Annotated in this window: 13 protein-coding genes; 11 read left to right on the top strand and 2 right to left on the bottom strand. The window is 60.2% G+C overall.

Annotated elements, in window-relative coordinates; translation table 11 throughout:
- Positions 1-111: 111 nt before the first annotated feature.
- From L904_RS12555 to L904_RS12575, 5 genes are all read left to right on the top strand, one after another.
- Positions 112-477 carry a type II toxin-antitoxin system RelE/ParE family toxin gene (locus L904_RS12555; RefSeq protein ID WP_020811160.1) on the top strand — a complete coding sequence of 122 codons (366 nt, stop codon included), beginning with the start codon at positions 112-114 and terminating at the stop codon, positions 475-477.
- A 28-nt stretch (positions 478-505) separates the two neighbouring features.
- Positions 506-799 carry an XRE family transcriptional regulator gene (locus L904_RS12560; protein ID WP_236000789.1) on the top strand — a complete coding sequence of 98 codons (294 nt, stop codon included), beginning with the start codon at positions 506-508 and terminating at the stop codon, positions 797-799.
- On the top strand, positions 799-1,752 hold the full coding sequence (gene speB, locus L904_RS12565) for an agmatinase (protein ID WP_020811158.1): 954 nt from the start codon (positions 799-801) through the stop codon (positions 1,750-1,752). The genes L904_RS12560 and speB overlap by 1 nt, the downstream gene beginning before the upstream one ends.
- 70 nt (positions 1,753-1,822) lie before the next feature.
- Positions 1,823-2,755: an N-acetyl-gamma-glutamyl-phosphate reductase gene (gene argC / locus L904_RS12570; protein WP_020811157.1), complete on the top strand. Its 933-nt coding sequence runs from the start codon at positions 1,823-1,825 to the stop codon at positions 2,753-2,755.
- 10 nt (positions 2,756-2,765) lie between these two features.
- Complete coding sequence (locus L904_RS12575) at positions 2,766-3,611, top strand: aminoglycoside phosphotransferase family protein (protein WP_020811156.1); 846 nt, start codon at positions 2,766-2,768, stop codon at positions 3,609-3,611.
- A gap of 6 nt (positions 3,612-3,617) precedes the next feature.
- On the opposite strand, the gene L904_RS12580 is transcribed toward L904_RS12575, so the two are convergent.
- Positions 3,618-4,721, bottom strand: coding sequence for a COX15/CtaA family protein (locus L904_RS12580; protein ID WP_035262756.1), 1,104 nt, complete (start codon positions 4,719-4,721; stop codon positions 3,618-3,620).
- A 143-nt stretch (positions 4,722-4,864) separates the two neighbouring features.
- On the opposite strand from L904_RS12580, the gene L904_RS12585 reads away from it, so the two are divergent.
- A complete protein-coding gene (locus tag L904_RS12585) occupies positions 4,865-5,077 on the top strand; it encodes a DUF2842 domain-containing protein (protein WP_020811154.1) in 213 nt (70 codons plus the stop codon).
- A 97-nt stretch (positions 5,078-5,174) separates the two neighbouring features.
- The gene (gene uppA, locus L904_RS12590; RefSeq protein WP_020811153.1) at positions 5,175-6,401 is read left to right on the top strand and encodes a polysaccharide biosynthesis GNAT family N-acetyltransferase UppA; all 1,227 of its coding nucleotides are present in this window, start codon (positions 5,175-5,177) and stop codon (positions 6,399-6,401) included.
- Positions 6,402-6,419: 18 nt separating this feature from the next.
- Here uppA and uppB read toward each other — a convergent pair whose 3' ends face one another.
- Positions 6,420-8,690, bottom strand: a complete 2,271-nt coding sequence (gene uppB / locus L904_RS12595; RefSeq protein WP_020811152.1) for a polysaccharide biosynthesis protein UppB — start codon at positions 8,688-8,690, stop codon at positions 6,420-6,422.
- A 210-nt stretch (positions 8,691-8,900) separates the two neighbouring features.
- Between uppB and uppC the strand changes: the two genes are divergently transcribed.
- The 4 genes from uppC (at position 8,901) to uppF (ending at position 13,647) form a co-directional block, all read left to right on the top strand.
- Positions 8,901-9,473, top strand: a complete 573-nt coding sequence (gene uppC, locus L904_RS12600; RefSeq protein ID WP_020811151.1) for a polysaccharide export protein UppC — start codon at positions 8,901-8,903, stop codon at positions 9,471-9,473.
- Positions 9,474-9,489: 16 nt separating this feature from the next.
- Positions 9,490-10,632, top strand: coding sequence for a polysaccharide biosynthesis type 4 glycosyltransferase UppD (uppD, locus tag L904_RS12605; RefSeq protein ID WP_031234056.1), 1,143 nt, complete (start codon positions 9,490-9,492; stop codon positions 10,630-10,632).
- A 223-nt stretch (positions 10,633-10,855) separates the two neighbouring features.
- Positions 10,856-12,409 (top strand): polysaccharide biosynthesis glycosyltransferase UppE, encoded by a 1,554-nt coding sequence (uppE, locus tag L904_RS12610; protein WP_020811149.1) that lies wholly within the window; start codon positions 10,856-10,858, stop codon positions 12,407-12,409.
- A complete protein-coding gene (uppF, locus tag L904_RS12615; RefSeq protein ID WP_035261763.1) occupies positions 12,406-13,647 on the top strand; it encodes a polysaccharide biosynthesis O-antigen ligase family protein UppF in 1,242 nt (413 codons plus the stop codon). The genes uppE and uppF overlap by 4 nt, the downstream gene beginning before the upstream one ends.
- Positions 13,648-13,684 lie beyond the last annotated feature (37 nt).

The raw sequence follows: 13,684 nt of genomic DNA on the forward strand, positions 1-13,684 counted from the left end.
CTCAGAACGGTTCGTTCAGAACTTCGAAAGGCGGGGCTTCGGCTCCGCCTTTTTTTATTTTGTCCCCCGACGACATCTTGAATTATTCCCTCAAGGGAATAATATTGTCTCATGAATTATGTCGTCGAGTATACGGACGAATTCGGAACATGGTGGGAAACGCTTGAAGAAAGCGAACACATCAGCATCGACGCTCATGTTCAGAAACTGGAAGAACGCGGCCCTCGACTGCCGTTCCCCTATTCGAGCGGCATTTATGGATCGCGTCACGCGCATATGCGCGAATTGCGAATCCAAAGTAGCGGAAAGCCGTTGCGGATTTTTTATGCCTTCGATCCCCGTCGAATGGCGATCCTCTTGATTGGCGGCGACAAGACGGGAGACAAACGGTTTTATGACCGCATGATACCGATTGCCGACGACCTTTATGACGAGCATCTGGCCGAGCTTGAAAAGGAGAAACACAATGAGCGGTAGGCACAGTTTTGCGCGGTTGCGCAACCGGATGTCGGACGACGCGCGTGTTAAGTCGAAAGCCGAAGCAGATCGTCTGGAAGAAGAAATGAACCTTGCGGATGTTCGCAGGGCGCTGAAACTCTCGCAGGACGAAATAGCGCAGGCACTGGATATCGGCCAAAGCTCCGTCGCAAAACTGGAAAAGCGCGCTGATATGTATGTTGGGACCTTACGCCGGTTCATCGAGGCGATGGGCGGCGAACTTGAAATCGTCGCGCGCTTCGACGGCCGCGCGATCAAAATTCGCAACTTCGCCGATCTTGCAGAAAAGGCGGATAAATAATGCCCAACAAAACCATCGACCATGCCTTCACCGCAACGACGCTAACATCGGCCGCCACCGACCCGACCCATGCGGGCGTCCTCTCCTTCATGCGGCGCAAATATACCAAGAACCTCAAGGGCGTATCGACGGCCATCTGGGGCATTCCCTTCGATGCGGCCACCTCCAACCGGCCGGGCGCCCGTTTCGGGCCGCAGGCGATCCGCCGCGCCTCGGCCATCTTCGACAACGATCCGCAATATCCCTTCGCGCGCGATCTCTTCGCCCATATGCCGACCATCGACTATGGCGACTGTCTGCTCGACTATGGCAATCACTGGAAAACGCCTGATACGATCGAAAAGGAAGCGCGCCGGATCATCTCCAAGACGGATTACCTGCTGACGCTCGGCGGCGATCACTTCATTACCTGGCCGCTTTTGAAAGCGCATGTGGCCAAGCATGGGCCGCTGGCGCTGGTGCAGTTCGATGCGCATCAGGACACCTGGTTCGATGACGGCAAGCGCATCGACCACGGCTCCTTCGTGGCCCGCGCCGTGCGCGATGGCCTGATTGATCCTGACCGGTCCATCCAGATCGGCATCCGCACCCATGCGCCTGACGATTTCGGCATTCGCATCCTCCACGGTTACGAGGTGGAGGAGATGCGGGCGGGCGATATCGCCTCGCTGATCGTCAAGCACACGGCCAGCATGCCCACCTATCTGACCTTCGATATCGATTGCCTTGATCCCGCCTTTGCGCCGGGAACCGGCACGCCGGTGGCCGGCGGGCCGACCAGTGCCAAAATTCTCTCCGTTCTGCGCGGGCTTGGCCAGCTCGATATTCGCGGCTCGGACGTGGTGGAGGTGGCGCCCGCTTACGACCATGCCGACATTACCGCCATTGCCGGAGCCACCGTTGCAATGTATATGCTTGGCCTGCGTGCCGAACGGCTGGCCAAGGCCGGCTGACAACACGGCCACAACTTAGAAAACTGATTCCGATTACCCTCGCAACCCTTTGAAAAGTCAGGACAAGGACATGACAGCGAAGATCTTCATCGATGGCGAACACGGCACCACGGGTCTGCAGATCCGCACGCGCCTTGCCGGTCGCCGCGATATTGAGCTGCTGTCCATACCCGAGGCCGAGCGCCGCAATGCGGCGATGCGCGAGGATATGCTCAACAATGCCGACATTTCGATCCTCTGCCTGCCGGACGATGCTTCCCGGGAAGCGGTCTCGATGGTGGCCGGCAATAACAATGTCCGCATCATCGATACCTCGACCGCCTATCGCGTCCATCAGGACTGGGCCTATGGCTTTGCCGAAATGGATAAGGAACAGGGCGAGAAGGTTCGTTCCGCCCGTCTCGTCGCCAATCCGGGCTGCTACCCGACCGGCGCGATCGCGCTTCTGCGCCCGCTGCGCGCCGCAGGCCTCCTGCCGGACGGTTACCCGGTCAGCGTCAATGCGGTTTCCGGCTACACCGGCGGCGGCAAGCAGATGATCGCGCAGATGGAAGACCAGAGCCGCGATGACGCGATCAGCGCCAATAATTTCCTTTATGGCCTGACGCTCAAGCACAAGCATGTGCCGGAGATGACCATTCATGGCCAGCTCGACCGCGCACCGTTGTTTTCGCCCTCCGTCGGTCGTTTCCCGCAGGGCATGATCGTGCAGGTGCCGCTGTTTGCCGCCGACCTCAAGGAAGGCGCGACCGTCGAAACGATCCATGCGGCGCTGACCACCCACTATGCGGGACAGGACATCGTCAACGTGGTGCCGCTTGCCGAAAGCAAGGGGCTTGCGCGCATCGACGCCGAGGAACTGGCAGGCAAGGACACGATGAAGCTCTTCGTCTTCGGTACGCCGGGCGGCGAACACATCAACCTCGTCGCGCTGCTCGACAATCTCGGCAAGGGTGCATCCGGTGCTGCTGTGCAAAACATGGAGCTGATGCTCTCCGCATGAGACTTTTCTCATGACGATTGCCCCGCCCTCTTTTCCGGCCTCGTGGAATATCGAGGCCGCGAAACCTATTGCCGATACGCCGGCCGGGGTGGTTTACGAGCTTACGCGCGGCGACGGTTCCCTTGCCGTCGCCAAGGTTCTGAAAAAGAAAGTGCTGGAAGACAGCCTTCGCGGCGCGGATTTCATCGCATGGCGCTCCGGCATCGGCTGCGTGGAGCTGCTCGACCGCTCCGACGATATTCTGCTGATGGAACATGCCGGTACGGAGACCCTGCGCGACGTGCTGTTTCGCGACGGCAACGACAATGCCACCACGGAAATCGCCGCCGATGTCCTGCTCAAATATCATCAGCCATCGCAGCAACCGCCGCCTTCAAGCCTGCTGACACTGCCGCTCTATTTCGAGAGCCTGTTCCACAAGGCCGAACAGGACCGTACCGACGGCGTGGACAGCCCCTATATCGAGGCGGCCACGCTGGCGCAGGCACAGATCGACCGGCAGCGGGATGTGAAGCCGCTGCACGGCGATCTGCATCACGAGAACATCATGCACAGTGAACGCGGCTGGATCATCATCGACCCGGCCGGCCTGATCGGCGATGCGGCGCTCGATGTCGCCAACATGTTCTCCAATCCGCTCGACCGTTTCGACCTCACCCGCAGCGAGGCGCGCATCGCCTCCATGGCGGCGATTTTTGCGAAGGCGCTGCAACGGGACGAACGGCTATTGCTGCAATATGCGTTCGCCTATGGCTGCCTTTCTGCCGCGTGGCATGAAGAGGACGGCAATGCGGAGGAACGCGACAACGAACTCGCCGTCGCGGCCACCATCAAAACGGTGCTCGGGCAGTTCTAAACCGCTTCAATCCCTAACTTCGACCGCAACGGGCGCCGGATATTCGCCGATGAAACCGCGCCAGTGGGCGACGGCGAAACCGAGCACGATCAGCGCCATGCCCTGATGAGCGAGCGCGACGTGAATATCCACATGCATCAAAAGCGTGGTGATGCCGAGCGCCGCCTGAATGGAGACGAGCACGAAGAACAGCACCGCGCGGCGGGCATGCGGTGTATTAGGCAAGGCACGCGCCATAGACACCATATGCCACAGCGTGGCGGCAAACAGCGTGTAGGCGCCGAGGCGGTGAACGAATTGCACCGTCTTGGGGTTCTCGAAGAGGTTGATCCACCAGGGCTGTTGCAGGAAGAGATCGCCCGGCACCAGCGAGCCATCCATCAGCGGCCAGGTATTATAGGAAAGGCCGGCATTCAGCCCCGCCACCAATGCGCCGAGATAGATCTGGAAGAGACAGAGCACCGTCAGCAGCGCGGCAAAACCCCTGCCCGTCTTTTCGTCGGCGGCCTCGGGGGAATGATGCGACAGCCCGCGCAAAATCCACATGCAGCCCGCAAAGATGAGGCAGGCGATGGTCAGATGTGTGGCAAGGCGATATTGCGAGACATCCGTTCGGTTGACGAGGCCGGAAGAGACCATCCACCAGCCGATGAAGCCCTGAAAGCCGCCAAGCGCCAGAAGGCCGACCAGCGGCAGGCGCAGGCGCTTTTCGACGCGGCCGGTGAGCCAGAAGAAGGCGAGCGGCAAAGCAAAGATGACGCCGATGGTGCGGGCAAGCAGGCGATGCGCCCATTCCCACCAGAAAATCGTCTTGAACTCATCTAGCGACATGCCCTTGTTGATTTCCTGATATTGGGGAATGCGCTTGTAGAGCTGGAACTCCTCTTCCCATTCGGCGACGGAAAGCGGCGGAATGGCGCCGTGGATCGGCTTCCATTCGGTAATCGACAGGCCGGATTCGGTAAGCCGCGTGGCGCCGCCGACGAGGACCAGACAGAAGAGCGTGAAGAGCACGACGCGCAGCCAGATGCGCAGCAGGCGGCGGTCCCTCTCCTGTTTCTGCAGGGCAGCCTCCACCACCATTTCCGCAGAACCATTTGCCATCGTCATGCCGCTCGAACGCATCTTTCAGGTCTCCCTCATACAGTCATGTTGATTAGCCCCAACCCGCACCACAAAACAAGGCCTCAGGGTTTGCGGCATGCGGTCGCGGCGCTATAGTCCCGCACAGATACTCAATGACGGAAGACTTCATGCACCCTCGCCTCAGATCGCTTATCGGCACCATCGTCATCATCTGCCTCGTCGTCGTTTACGCCGTGGTGGCGACGGCCATCGCATCGGCGGCGCTGGCGCAATCGCCCTGGTGGGTGCATCTCGCGTATTTCGTGCTGACCGGAATCCTGTGGGTTCTGCCGGCGATGCTGATCATCAAATGGATGGCCGGACCCAAAAAGCAGGGTTAAGCGCCGACCACTGCATGACACCCTGAGGTCGCAATTTTATAAACCGATTGTTTGCCGCTCAGCGATATAGTCCGACCGAAACAACCGGAGAGAGTGGATGGCGGCTGAGGGGCCGGTCTTCATCAGCGACGAGCAAGCGCCGACCGCCGTGCAAAACGAGCGGCGGGGTGCTGATCGTCTGTTGATCGATCTGGTCGATGACGCCTCCACCATCCGTGCCGACTGGGAGCGGCTGGAAAACGACCCGCTCAATTCATTGCATCAGGGTTTCGGCTGGTGCTCCATCTGGGCGCAGACGCAGGATAGCGCGCTCCTGACGCTTCGCGGCCGGCAGGGCGGCAAGACGATCTTTCTGTTGCCGCTCGAAATCGTACTGGAAGGCGGCATCCGCAAAGCGCGTTTTCCGGGCGGCCGTTTCAACAATATCAATACGGGGCTTTTCGACCCCTCCTTTGCCGAACAGGCCGGACAGGAAATCGCAGCGGCGATTGCCCGCGAAGCGCGGAAGCTGCTGCATGGCCGGGCCGATATTCTGGCTTTGCAGAACATACCGCTGACGTGGCGCGACAGGACCAATCCCCTCTCGCATCTTGCTTCCGTCGAAAACCAGAATCCGGCCTTCCAGCTTCCCCTGTTCGAAAGTTTCGAGGCCACGCTTCGACAGGTCAATGCCAAGAGGCGACGGAAGAAATTCCGCATCCAGAGCCGAAGGGCCGAGGAAATGGGCGGTTACAGCCATGTGATCGCACGGTCGCCACAGGAAAAATGCGAATTGTTGCAGGCATTTTTCCGCCAGAAGGCCGCCCGTTTCGCCTCGCAGGGCATTCCGGATGTGTTTCGGGATCAATCGGTGCGGGATTTCTTCTACGATCTGGCCAATTTTCCCGAGACGGGCACGGATAGTCTGCTGGAATTGCATGCCATTCGCCTGCATGGCGAAAGCGAGGGCGTCATCGCCGCGATAGCCGGCCTTTCGCGCAAGCAGGATCACATCATCTGCCAGTTCGGTTCGATCGATGAATCCGTTTCGGAACTCAGCCCCGGTGAATTGCTGTTCTGGTTGATGATCGAAAGGGCATGCCGCGAAAAGGCGGCAATCTTCGATTTCGGCGTCGGCGACCAGCTCTACAAACGCAGCTGGTGCCCGCTTTTCACCGTGCAGCACGATATATTCCTGCCGGTGACGCTGAAGGGTCGTGTTGCGGCCTCGGCCTATGTCGCCATCGCCCGGACGAAGAGCCTGATCAAATCCAATCCGGCGCTTTATGCGCTCATTCAGCGTTTTCGCGCCGGACGCTCGAAGATGGACACTGCCACCGACTGAGCAGGGTTTTGCCGCACCTCAGGCCGCGCTCAGATGGTCCGGCTTGCGCATGCCGGTCATCGGCAATGCCTGTTCATAGCCCTCAGCAACCAGTTCACCGAGCGTCTTTTCCAACAATTCGCTATCCTTGCCGGGAACCGAGACGATGATTTCCGCCGGCAGGTTGCGCAGCATTTTCCCGAGGCTAGAAATCTGCACCGCGCCGCATTCGACGAGGACGGTATCATAAGCGTCGGAGAGTGCGCCGAGGATCATCGTCAGACGGTCTATCGCGCGCATGGCCTCGCGCGGCTGCGCATTGCCGCGCGGCACGATATGGGCGTCGGACAGGCGGTCGCCGTGAATGGTTTCACCGAAGGCGGCCGCGCCCGCCAGAAGATCCATGACACCGGGAAGCCCGGCTTCCGGCGCCATCAACCGCGTCGGACAGGCTGACGCCGTCATGTCGACGAGAACGACCGAACGGCCCATTTCGGACAAAGCGCGCGCCAGCATCACGGACGTGGTCGAACCGCTATCACCGGCCGGCGACACGATTGCGGCGACCGGTTTGGCAAGGCGGGTGGCGAGGAAACCTGCGACCGCGTCGATGGAGAAATCGTCATCCGTATCGACTTCCTCCTCCATTGCCTCCTCTTTCGCAGCCGCGACATCTTCCACCGGCAAGGCAGGCATGGCAGCAGCAGCGGCGACGGCCGGTAGATGCCGTTCTTCTTCTTCGGCAACGGGCTGGTATGCCGCGACCGGCATGGCCCGAGCAGCGGGCTGTATGGTTTCATGGCGCGCGGCTACAGACTGTTCCGGCACGTCCGTGGTCTTATCCGGATCGGCTGGAGCACGCGAAGGAGAAGGCGGATCGGAGAGCGGCGGAACCTGATTCCTGCCCATCGGCTTCAAAGCCCGACCGGTGAAAAGTTCCACCAGCATGACGACGATGCAGGACAGCAGAAACGCCGCCAGCGTCACGACGATGGTGATGGCGCCCGTCTTCGGGAAATAGGGTTCGCGCGGCTCCACCGCCGTCGAGATGACGCGCGCATCGGCCGGCGTGGAATCCACCGAGCCGGCGCGCGATGTCGCTTCGCGGTAACGGGCAAGATAGGTTTCCAGAAGCTGCCTTTGCGCCGAGGCTTCCCGCTCCAGATCGTTGAGGCCCACCTGCTGTTCGCCCGCACGCACGCTTTCCGATTTCAGCATGTTCAGCTGCTGGACCAGCTGCCGTTCCCGCAGGCGCGAAACATTGGCCTCGTTTTCGAGACTTGCCAGCACCTTGCGGGTCTCTTCCTGAATCTGCCGCTGTATGCCGTCGAGCTGGTTGCGCAGCGCGCGGATGCGCGGATGGCCTTCCAGCAGCGAGGACGAGAGATCGGAAATCTGGCTGCGGATCGTCGTTTCGTTTTCCTTCAGCCTCTGGATCGTCGGGGAACCGACGACATCGGGAAAAGTATCGAGCGGGCGGCCGCTTGCAAGCGCGCTGCGCACGCCTTCCGCCCGCGCCTCCGCATTGGCGCGCTCTCCGCGGATACGGCCAAGTTCGGTGGAGATATCGCCGAGCTGGCGGGTGGCGAGCGTTTCGCCCTGCCCCGCCGAGAGAAGATCGGAGGAGGCGCGGTAATCCGCGACCTTCCTGTCGGCCTCGCGCACCTTTTCGCGCAGATTGGCGATTTCCGGCTCCAGCCAGCGCGCCGCTTCCGTGCTTGTATCCAGCTTCGCGCCGCTTTGTAGCGCAATATAGGCCTTCATCATCTCATTTGGGATGGCGGCGGCGAGTTTCGGATCCTGCGAGGAAAATTCGACCGTGATGACGCGCGAGCTTTCGACCTGATAGACCTGCAGTTTTTCCCGGAAGGCCTTCAGCACCCGCTCTTCGGGCAGCACCTGAAGCGGGTCCTTCTTGACGCCGACGGCGACCAGGAGCTGCGAGATGAGCGAAGGATGGGCCTCCGGATCGAACTCATCCAGCTCGTAAAGCTTCATGTCTTTGGCTACCTGCTTGATGAGGTCGACCGATTGCAGGATCTGCACCTGGCTGGAAACGGTCAATTCATCGAGCACGGGTTCGGCGGGCGCATTGGACTGCTGCGAGGCGCCGAAGGAGGCCGCGCGGGATTCGATGAGCACGCGCGCCTCACCCTTGTAGGCGGGCGACATCATGCTTGAAATCACGAAGGCGGCGCCTCCCGCCAGAAGCGTGATTGCCGCGATCCGGCCCTTGCGCTGCCATATGGCCGCGACAAGCTGCGCAAGATCGATATCCACATCCCTGTCGTCAATGCGATCGCCGTTCATGCGGGCTCCGTAACCGAGACAAACCTCGGGCGCTCAAATATAGATGGTCAATTTTCGCGAAGTTTAAGTCTTGCCGGTAACACAACAGTTAATCCCGGCGAATCCAACGAAATAAAGCCGATATTATCACCGCTCGCGCTGCTCGTTTACCGCACATTAACCCTAACAGAACGATAAGAATGATCAAAGTTCGACTCGGAGCCAGATGAGATGCCGCTCGCCGGATCACGACATGTCACCGCACTGACGCTCGCCGTTCTGACGGCCCTTTCCGGCTGCGCGGCATATCAACCCGCGCCGAGGTCCTTCAATGAGGCTGCCCTGCAGCCCTATCATGTCGATAGCGGCGACAGGCTGCGCATCAACGTGTTCGAGCAGACCGGGCTGACCAATACCTATACGGTCGATCAGGCCGGCTATGTTGCCTTCCCGCTCGTCGGCCAGGTTCCGGCACGCGGCAAGACCCTGCCGCAGCTCGAAGCCGCCATCGCCGCCAAACTGCGCCAGGGTTATCTTCGCGATCCGGACGTGACGATCGAGATCGACCGCTATCGCCCGGTCTTCATCATGGGCGAAGTCGGTCGCCCCGGCCAATATTCCTATGTGCCGGGCATGACCGTGCAAAACGCCATCGCCATTGCCGGCGGCTTCACCTCGCGCGCCAATCAGGCCGATGTCGACATTACCCGCAAGATCAATGCCGAGGTGATGACCGGCCGGATCGGGATCACCGCGCCCATTCTGGCCGGCGATACCGTCTATGTGCGTGAACGCTTCTTCTGAAAACGGAGTGGCGAACGTGTCGGATGACGGCCCTCCCCTGCGCATCATTCACTGCTTCCGCTCCCCGGTGGGCGGTGTCTTCCGCCATGTGCGCGACCTCATCGAAGAACATGTGAAACAGGGCCACAAGGTCGGCATCGTCTGCGACAGCTCCACCGGCGGCGCGCATGAGGAACGGCTTTTCGCACAGATCACCCCGATGCTGGAGCTTGGCCTCACCCGGCTGCCCATCCGGCGGTCCATCAGCCCCGGCGATCTGCTGGCGCTCTATAAGTCATACAAACACATCAAAAGTTTGCGGCCGGACATTCTGCACGGGCACAGCGCCAAGGGTGGCGCTCTTGCCCGGCTGATCGGCTCACTCCTGCGGGCGAACAGGTATCGCGTAGCCCGCCTCTATTCACCGCATGGCGGCAGCCTGCATTACGCCAGAAACAGCCTCAAGGGGCAGCTTTTCCTGCGGCTGGAGCGGTTTCAGGAGCATTTCACCGATGCGCTCTGTTTCGTCTGCAATTTCGAGCAGGCGACTTACGAGGCCAAGGTCGGCAGGCCGCGCACTCGAACCGCGATGATCTATAACGGCGTGCAGGAAAGCGAGTTCGAAACCGTACCCGCCCGCGAAGATGCGGCCCGTTTTCTCTATATCGGCATGTTGCGCGACCTAAAGGGACCGGATGTCTTCATCAGGGCATTTGCAAAAATGGAACGCAGCATCGGCCAGCCGATGACCGGCGTGATCGTCGGCGACGGACCTGACAGGCACAAATATGCGGTGATGATCGACAAGGCAGGGCTTTCCCGACGGATTTCCATGCATGCGGCCATGCCCGCCAGGCAGGCCTTCGAACTGGCAACGACAGTGGTGGTGCCGTCACGCGCCGAAGCCATGCCCTATATCGTGCTCGAAGCGCTTGCGGCGGGAAAAACGGTCATTGCCTCGCATGTCGGCGGCATTCCCGAAGTCCTTGGAGAAGACAGCGAGGCGCTCGTACCGGCTGGCGACGCCGATGCGCTGGCGCGGATCATGGTCAAGGATGCCGAGGATGCCGGCTGGGCGCAGCGGATCATGCCTCGCCCGGACAGCTTCAAGGCGAAATTTTCAACCCCGGTCATGGCGGATGAGATGATGAAACTCTATCGCGACCTGTTATCGACCTAATAGTCATTTCAAAAACACGATTTTTAATTGTATATTCCGGCCGTCCTGTAGAAACTCATCATAAACGTTTCTTAGCATGTTTCGGCTAGTTTTCTGCTCGTAGAGCGCGCGTGTCCATTCGGATGCACAAAGGGCGCTCTACCACTTTGAGGTTGCGCATCGTTCCGGTCGAAAATCCAATGCGATTTTAAGGCCGATGCGCTGGAGGGTGCGGACCAAGGCAATGACCAAGACTGACAAGGACAGACTGCAATTCGATCTGGCGTCATTGCGCAAGAAACTCTCCGACCATGAAGCCGGCGGGGCTTCGGCCTCCGAAACCGTCGTTCTCAATCCGCTTGCACGGCAGATCGCCAACCAGCTTCGCGCCGGCAACCATTCGCCCAACATGGTGATCGGGCAATTGCGGCTTCTGGAATTCACGATGCTCGTCGTCATCGCCGCCATCGTCAACGGCATCGCAGCCGATCGCGGTCTCGAAACCTTTCTGTCGGTTTTCGGCGGCGGCGTGCTGGGGGCGGCGCTCTGCGTGTTCCTATTGCAGGCCGGTGACTGCTATCAGCTTCCGACACTGCGCACGCCGCTGAAGATGTTCGCGCGCATTCAGGGAGCAGTGTGCCTCTCCTTCGTGGGAATTGCCTGTTTCCTTCTCCTCTTCTTTCCCGATGCGCTGCATTCCTGGCAGGCCTTCGGCATCTGGTATGCAACGGGTGCGGTCGCAATCTTCGCCGGGCGGCTGATCCTCGGCTTCGCCATTCGCCACTGGGGCCGCAACGGCGTCATGGAACGCCGTGCCGTCATCGTCGGCGGCGGCGATACCGCCAAGGACCTTATCCGCTCGCTGGAGCAGCAGTCCGATAACGATATCCGCATCTGCGGTATCTTCGATGACCGGAAAAGCGCCCGTTCTCCCGAGGTTGTCGCCGGCTATCCCAAGCTCGGAACCTTTGCGGAGCTGGTGGAATTTGCCCGCCTGACGAAGCTGGACATGCTGATCATCGCCCTGCCGCTCAGCGCCGAGGCGCGCATTCTCCAGCTTCTGCGCAAGCTGTGGGTGCTGCCGGTCGATATCCGCATCGCGGCACATGCCAATAAATTGCGTTTCCGCCCCCGCGCCTATTCCCATGTCGGCAAGGTGCCGATGCTCGATGTGTTCGACAAGCCGATCCGCGACTGGGATTCGGTGGCGAAACGGGTGTTCGACATCACCTTCAGCCTCATCGGCATCGCCCTTTTATGGCCGGTGATGGTGGGCGCGGGAATTGCCGTGAAAACAACCTCGAAAGGCCCGGTCCTTTTCAAGCAGAAGCGCCACGGCTTCAACAATGAGACGATCAACGTCTGGAAGTTCCGATCCATGTATACGGAACTCAGCGATCCGACCGCGAAAAAGGCCGTGACGAAGAACGACCCGCGCGTCACGCCCGTCGGCCGCTTCCTGCGCAAATCCTCGATGGACGAGCTGCCGCAGCTTTTCAACGTTCTTTATGGCGACCTTTCGCTGGTCGGGCCGCGTCCGCATGCCGTTCATGCCCAGACGGGCAACCTGAAATATACCGAGGTGGTGGAGCACTATTTCGCGCGCCACAAGGTCAAGCCCGGTGTTACCGGCTGGGCGCAGATCAACGGCTGGCGCGGCGAGATCGACCATGGCGACAAGATCAAGTTCCGCACCGAATACGATCTCTATTACATCGAGAACTGGTCGCTGTTCCTCGATCTGAAAATCCTGTTCCTCACGCCGATACGGCTGCTGAAATCGGAAAACGCCTATTGACCCACACCGGCTACCAGCACGCACCGGATTTCGACGCGCCGCTGGCCGCCATGCGGCTCGTCGGCTCGTTCTTCATCGCATTCGGCGTGTTCCTTTCCGGTTTCGTCATTTCCGAGCCGGCGCCCTATGAGCTGATGATGGTGGGACAGGTGGCCCTGTGGTTCCTGCTCGGCCTTCGCCTTTCGCGCACCGTCATCCTGCTTCTGTGCCTGCTGCTTGCCTTCAATGTCGGCGGTTATCTTTCGCTCACCACCATGGCCGATCTGGATGAGGGACCGCTTTATCTCGCCGTCTCGACCTTTCTGGCGCTGACCTCGGTTTTTTATGCGGCGATCATAGAGGACAAATACCAGCGGCTGCTTTTGATTTTCCGGGCCTGGCTTGCGGCGGCGCTGATTACCGCCCTGCTCGGCATCATCGGATATTTCCACGCCATTCCGGGTTTCGAGGTCTTCACCCTTTACGACCGCGCCAAGGGCGCCTTTCAGGACCCGAACGTTTTCGGTCCCTTTCTGGTGACGCCCTCGCTCTACCTCATTTACGGTCTTCTCACCGGCAAGGCGATGCATGCGCCCTGGCGGATCGCCGGGCTGCTCATCCTGTCGCTTGCTGTGTTCCTGTCGTTCTCGCGCGCGGCCTGGGGCCTGTTTCTGTTCGCCACCATCCTCCTCGTCTTCGTGATGCTGCTGAAGGAGCGGACGGCCGCGTTTCGCCTGAAGATCCTCGTGCTGTTTCTCGTCGCCGCCGGGCTGATGGTCGCGGCTGTCATCATTGCGCTGCAGTTCAAGCAGGTGGCGGATCTGTTCTCCAGCCGCGCTTCGGCGGTGCAATCTTATGATGGCGGCCATCTCGGGCGTTTTGCCCGCCACTATCTCGGCTTCCTGCTCGCCATGGAACACCCGCTCGGTATCGGCCCCATGGTGTTCGACAATATCTTTCCCGCCGCCGAACATAATATCTGGCTGAAGAGCCTGACGACGCATGGCTGGTTCGGTTTCGTGATCTATCTGGTTCTGATCTGCTGGACCATTGCCTCCGGGTTCAGGCACCTGCTGCGGCCACGGCCCTGGCAGCCGTTCCTCATCATTTCCTGGGTAACTTTCGTGGGACATGTGATGATCGGCGCCGTCATCGATACCGACCACTGGCGACACTTCTTCCTGCTGCTCGGCATATTGTGGGGATGCATGGCGCTTGAAAAACGCGAAAGCCTGCGCCGCCGCACGCGTGCCGCCTAAAACACTTGCCCTTACGGAACCTTACGCCATTTCATGC

Origin of the sequence: Agrobacterium sp. LY4 (assembly GCF_001526585.1) — a bacterium.
Taxonomy (GTDB): domain Bacteria; phylum Pseudomonadota; class Alphaproteobacteria; order Rhizobiales; family Rhizobiaceae; genus Agrobacterium; species Agrobacterium leguminum.

What these genes read in the sequence shown, in the direction of transcription:
- L904_RS12555 (WP_020811160.1), top strand. Translation starts at nt 112, where the DNA reads ATGAATTATGTCGTCGAGTATACGGACGAATTCGGAACATGGTGGGAA.
- L904_RS12560 (WP_236000789.1), top strand. Translation starts at nt 506, where the DNA reads ATGTCGGACGACGCGCGTGTTAAGTCGAAAGCCGAAGCAGATCGTCTG.
- speB (WP_020811158.1), top strand. Translation starts at nt 799, where the DNA reads ATGCCCAACAAAACCATCGACCATGCCTTCACCGCAACGACGCTAACA.
- argC (WP_020811157.1), top strand. Translation starts at nt 1,823, where the DNA reads ATGACAGCGAAGATCTTCATCGATGGCGAACACGGCACCACGGGTCTG.
- L904_RS12575 (WP_020811156.1), top strand. Translation starts at nt 2,766, where the DNA reads ATGACGATTGCCCCGCCCTCTTTTCCGGCCTCGTGGAATATCGAGGCC.
- L904_RS12580 (WP_035262756.1), bottom strand. Translation starts at nt 4,721, where the DNA reads ATGACGATGGCAAATGGTTCTGCGGAAATGGTGGTGGAGGCTGCCCTG.
- L904_RS12585 (WP_020811154.1), top strand. Translation starts at nt 4,865, where the DNA reads ATGCACCCTCGCCTCAGATCGCTTATCGGCACCATCGTCATCATCTGC.
- uppA (WP_020811153.1), top strand. Translation starts at nt 5,175, where the DNA reads ATGGCGGCTGAGGGGCCGGTCTTCATCAGCGACGAGCAAGCGCCGACC.
- uppB (WP_020811152.1), bottom strand. Translation starts at nt 8,690, where the DNA reads ATGAACGGCGATCGCATTGACGACAGGGATGTGGATATCGATCTTGCG.
- uppC (WP_020811151.1), top strand. Translation starts at nt 8,901, where the DNA reads ATGCCGCTCGCCGGATCACGACATGTCACCGCACTGACGCTCGCCGTT.
- uppE (WP_020811149.1), top strand. Translation starts at nt 10,856, where the DNA reads ATGACCAAGACTGACAAGGACAGACTGCAATTCGATCTGGCGTCATTG.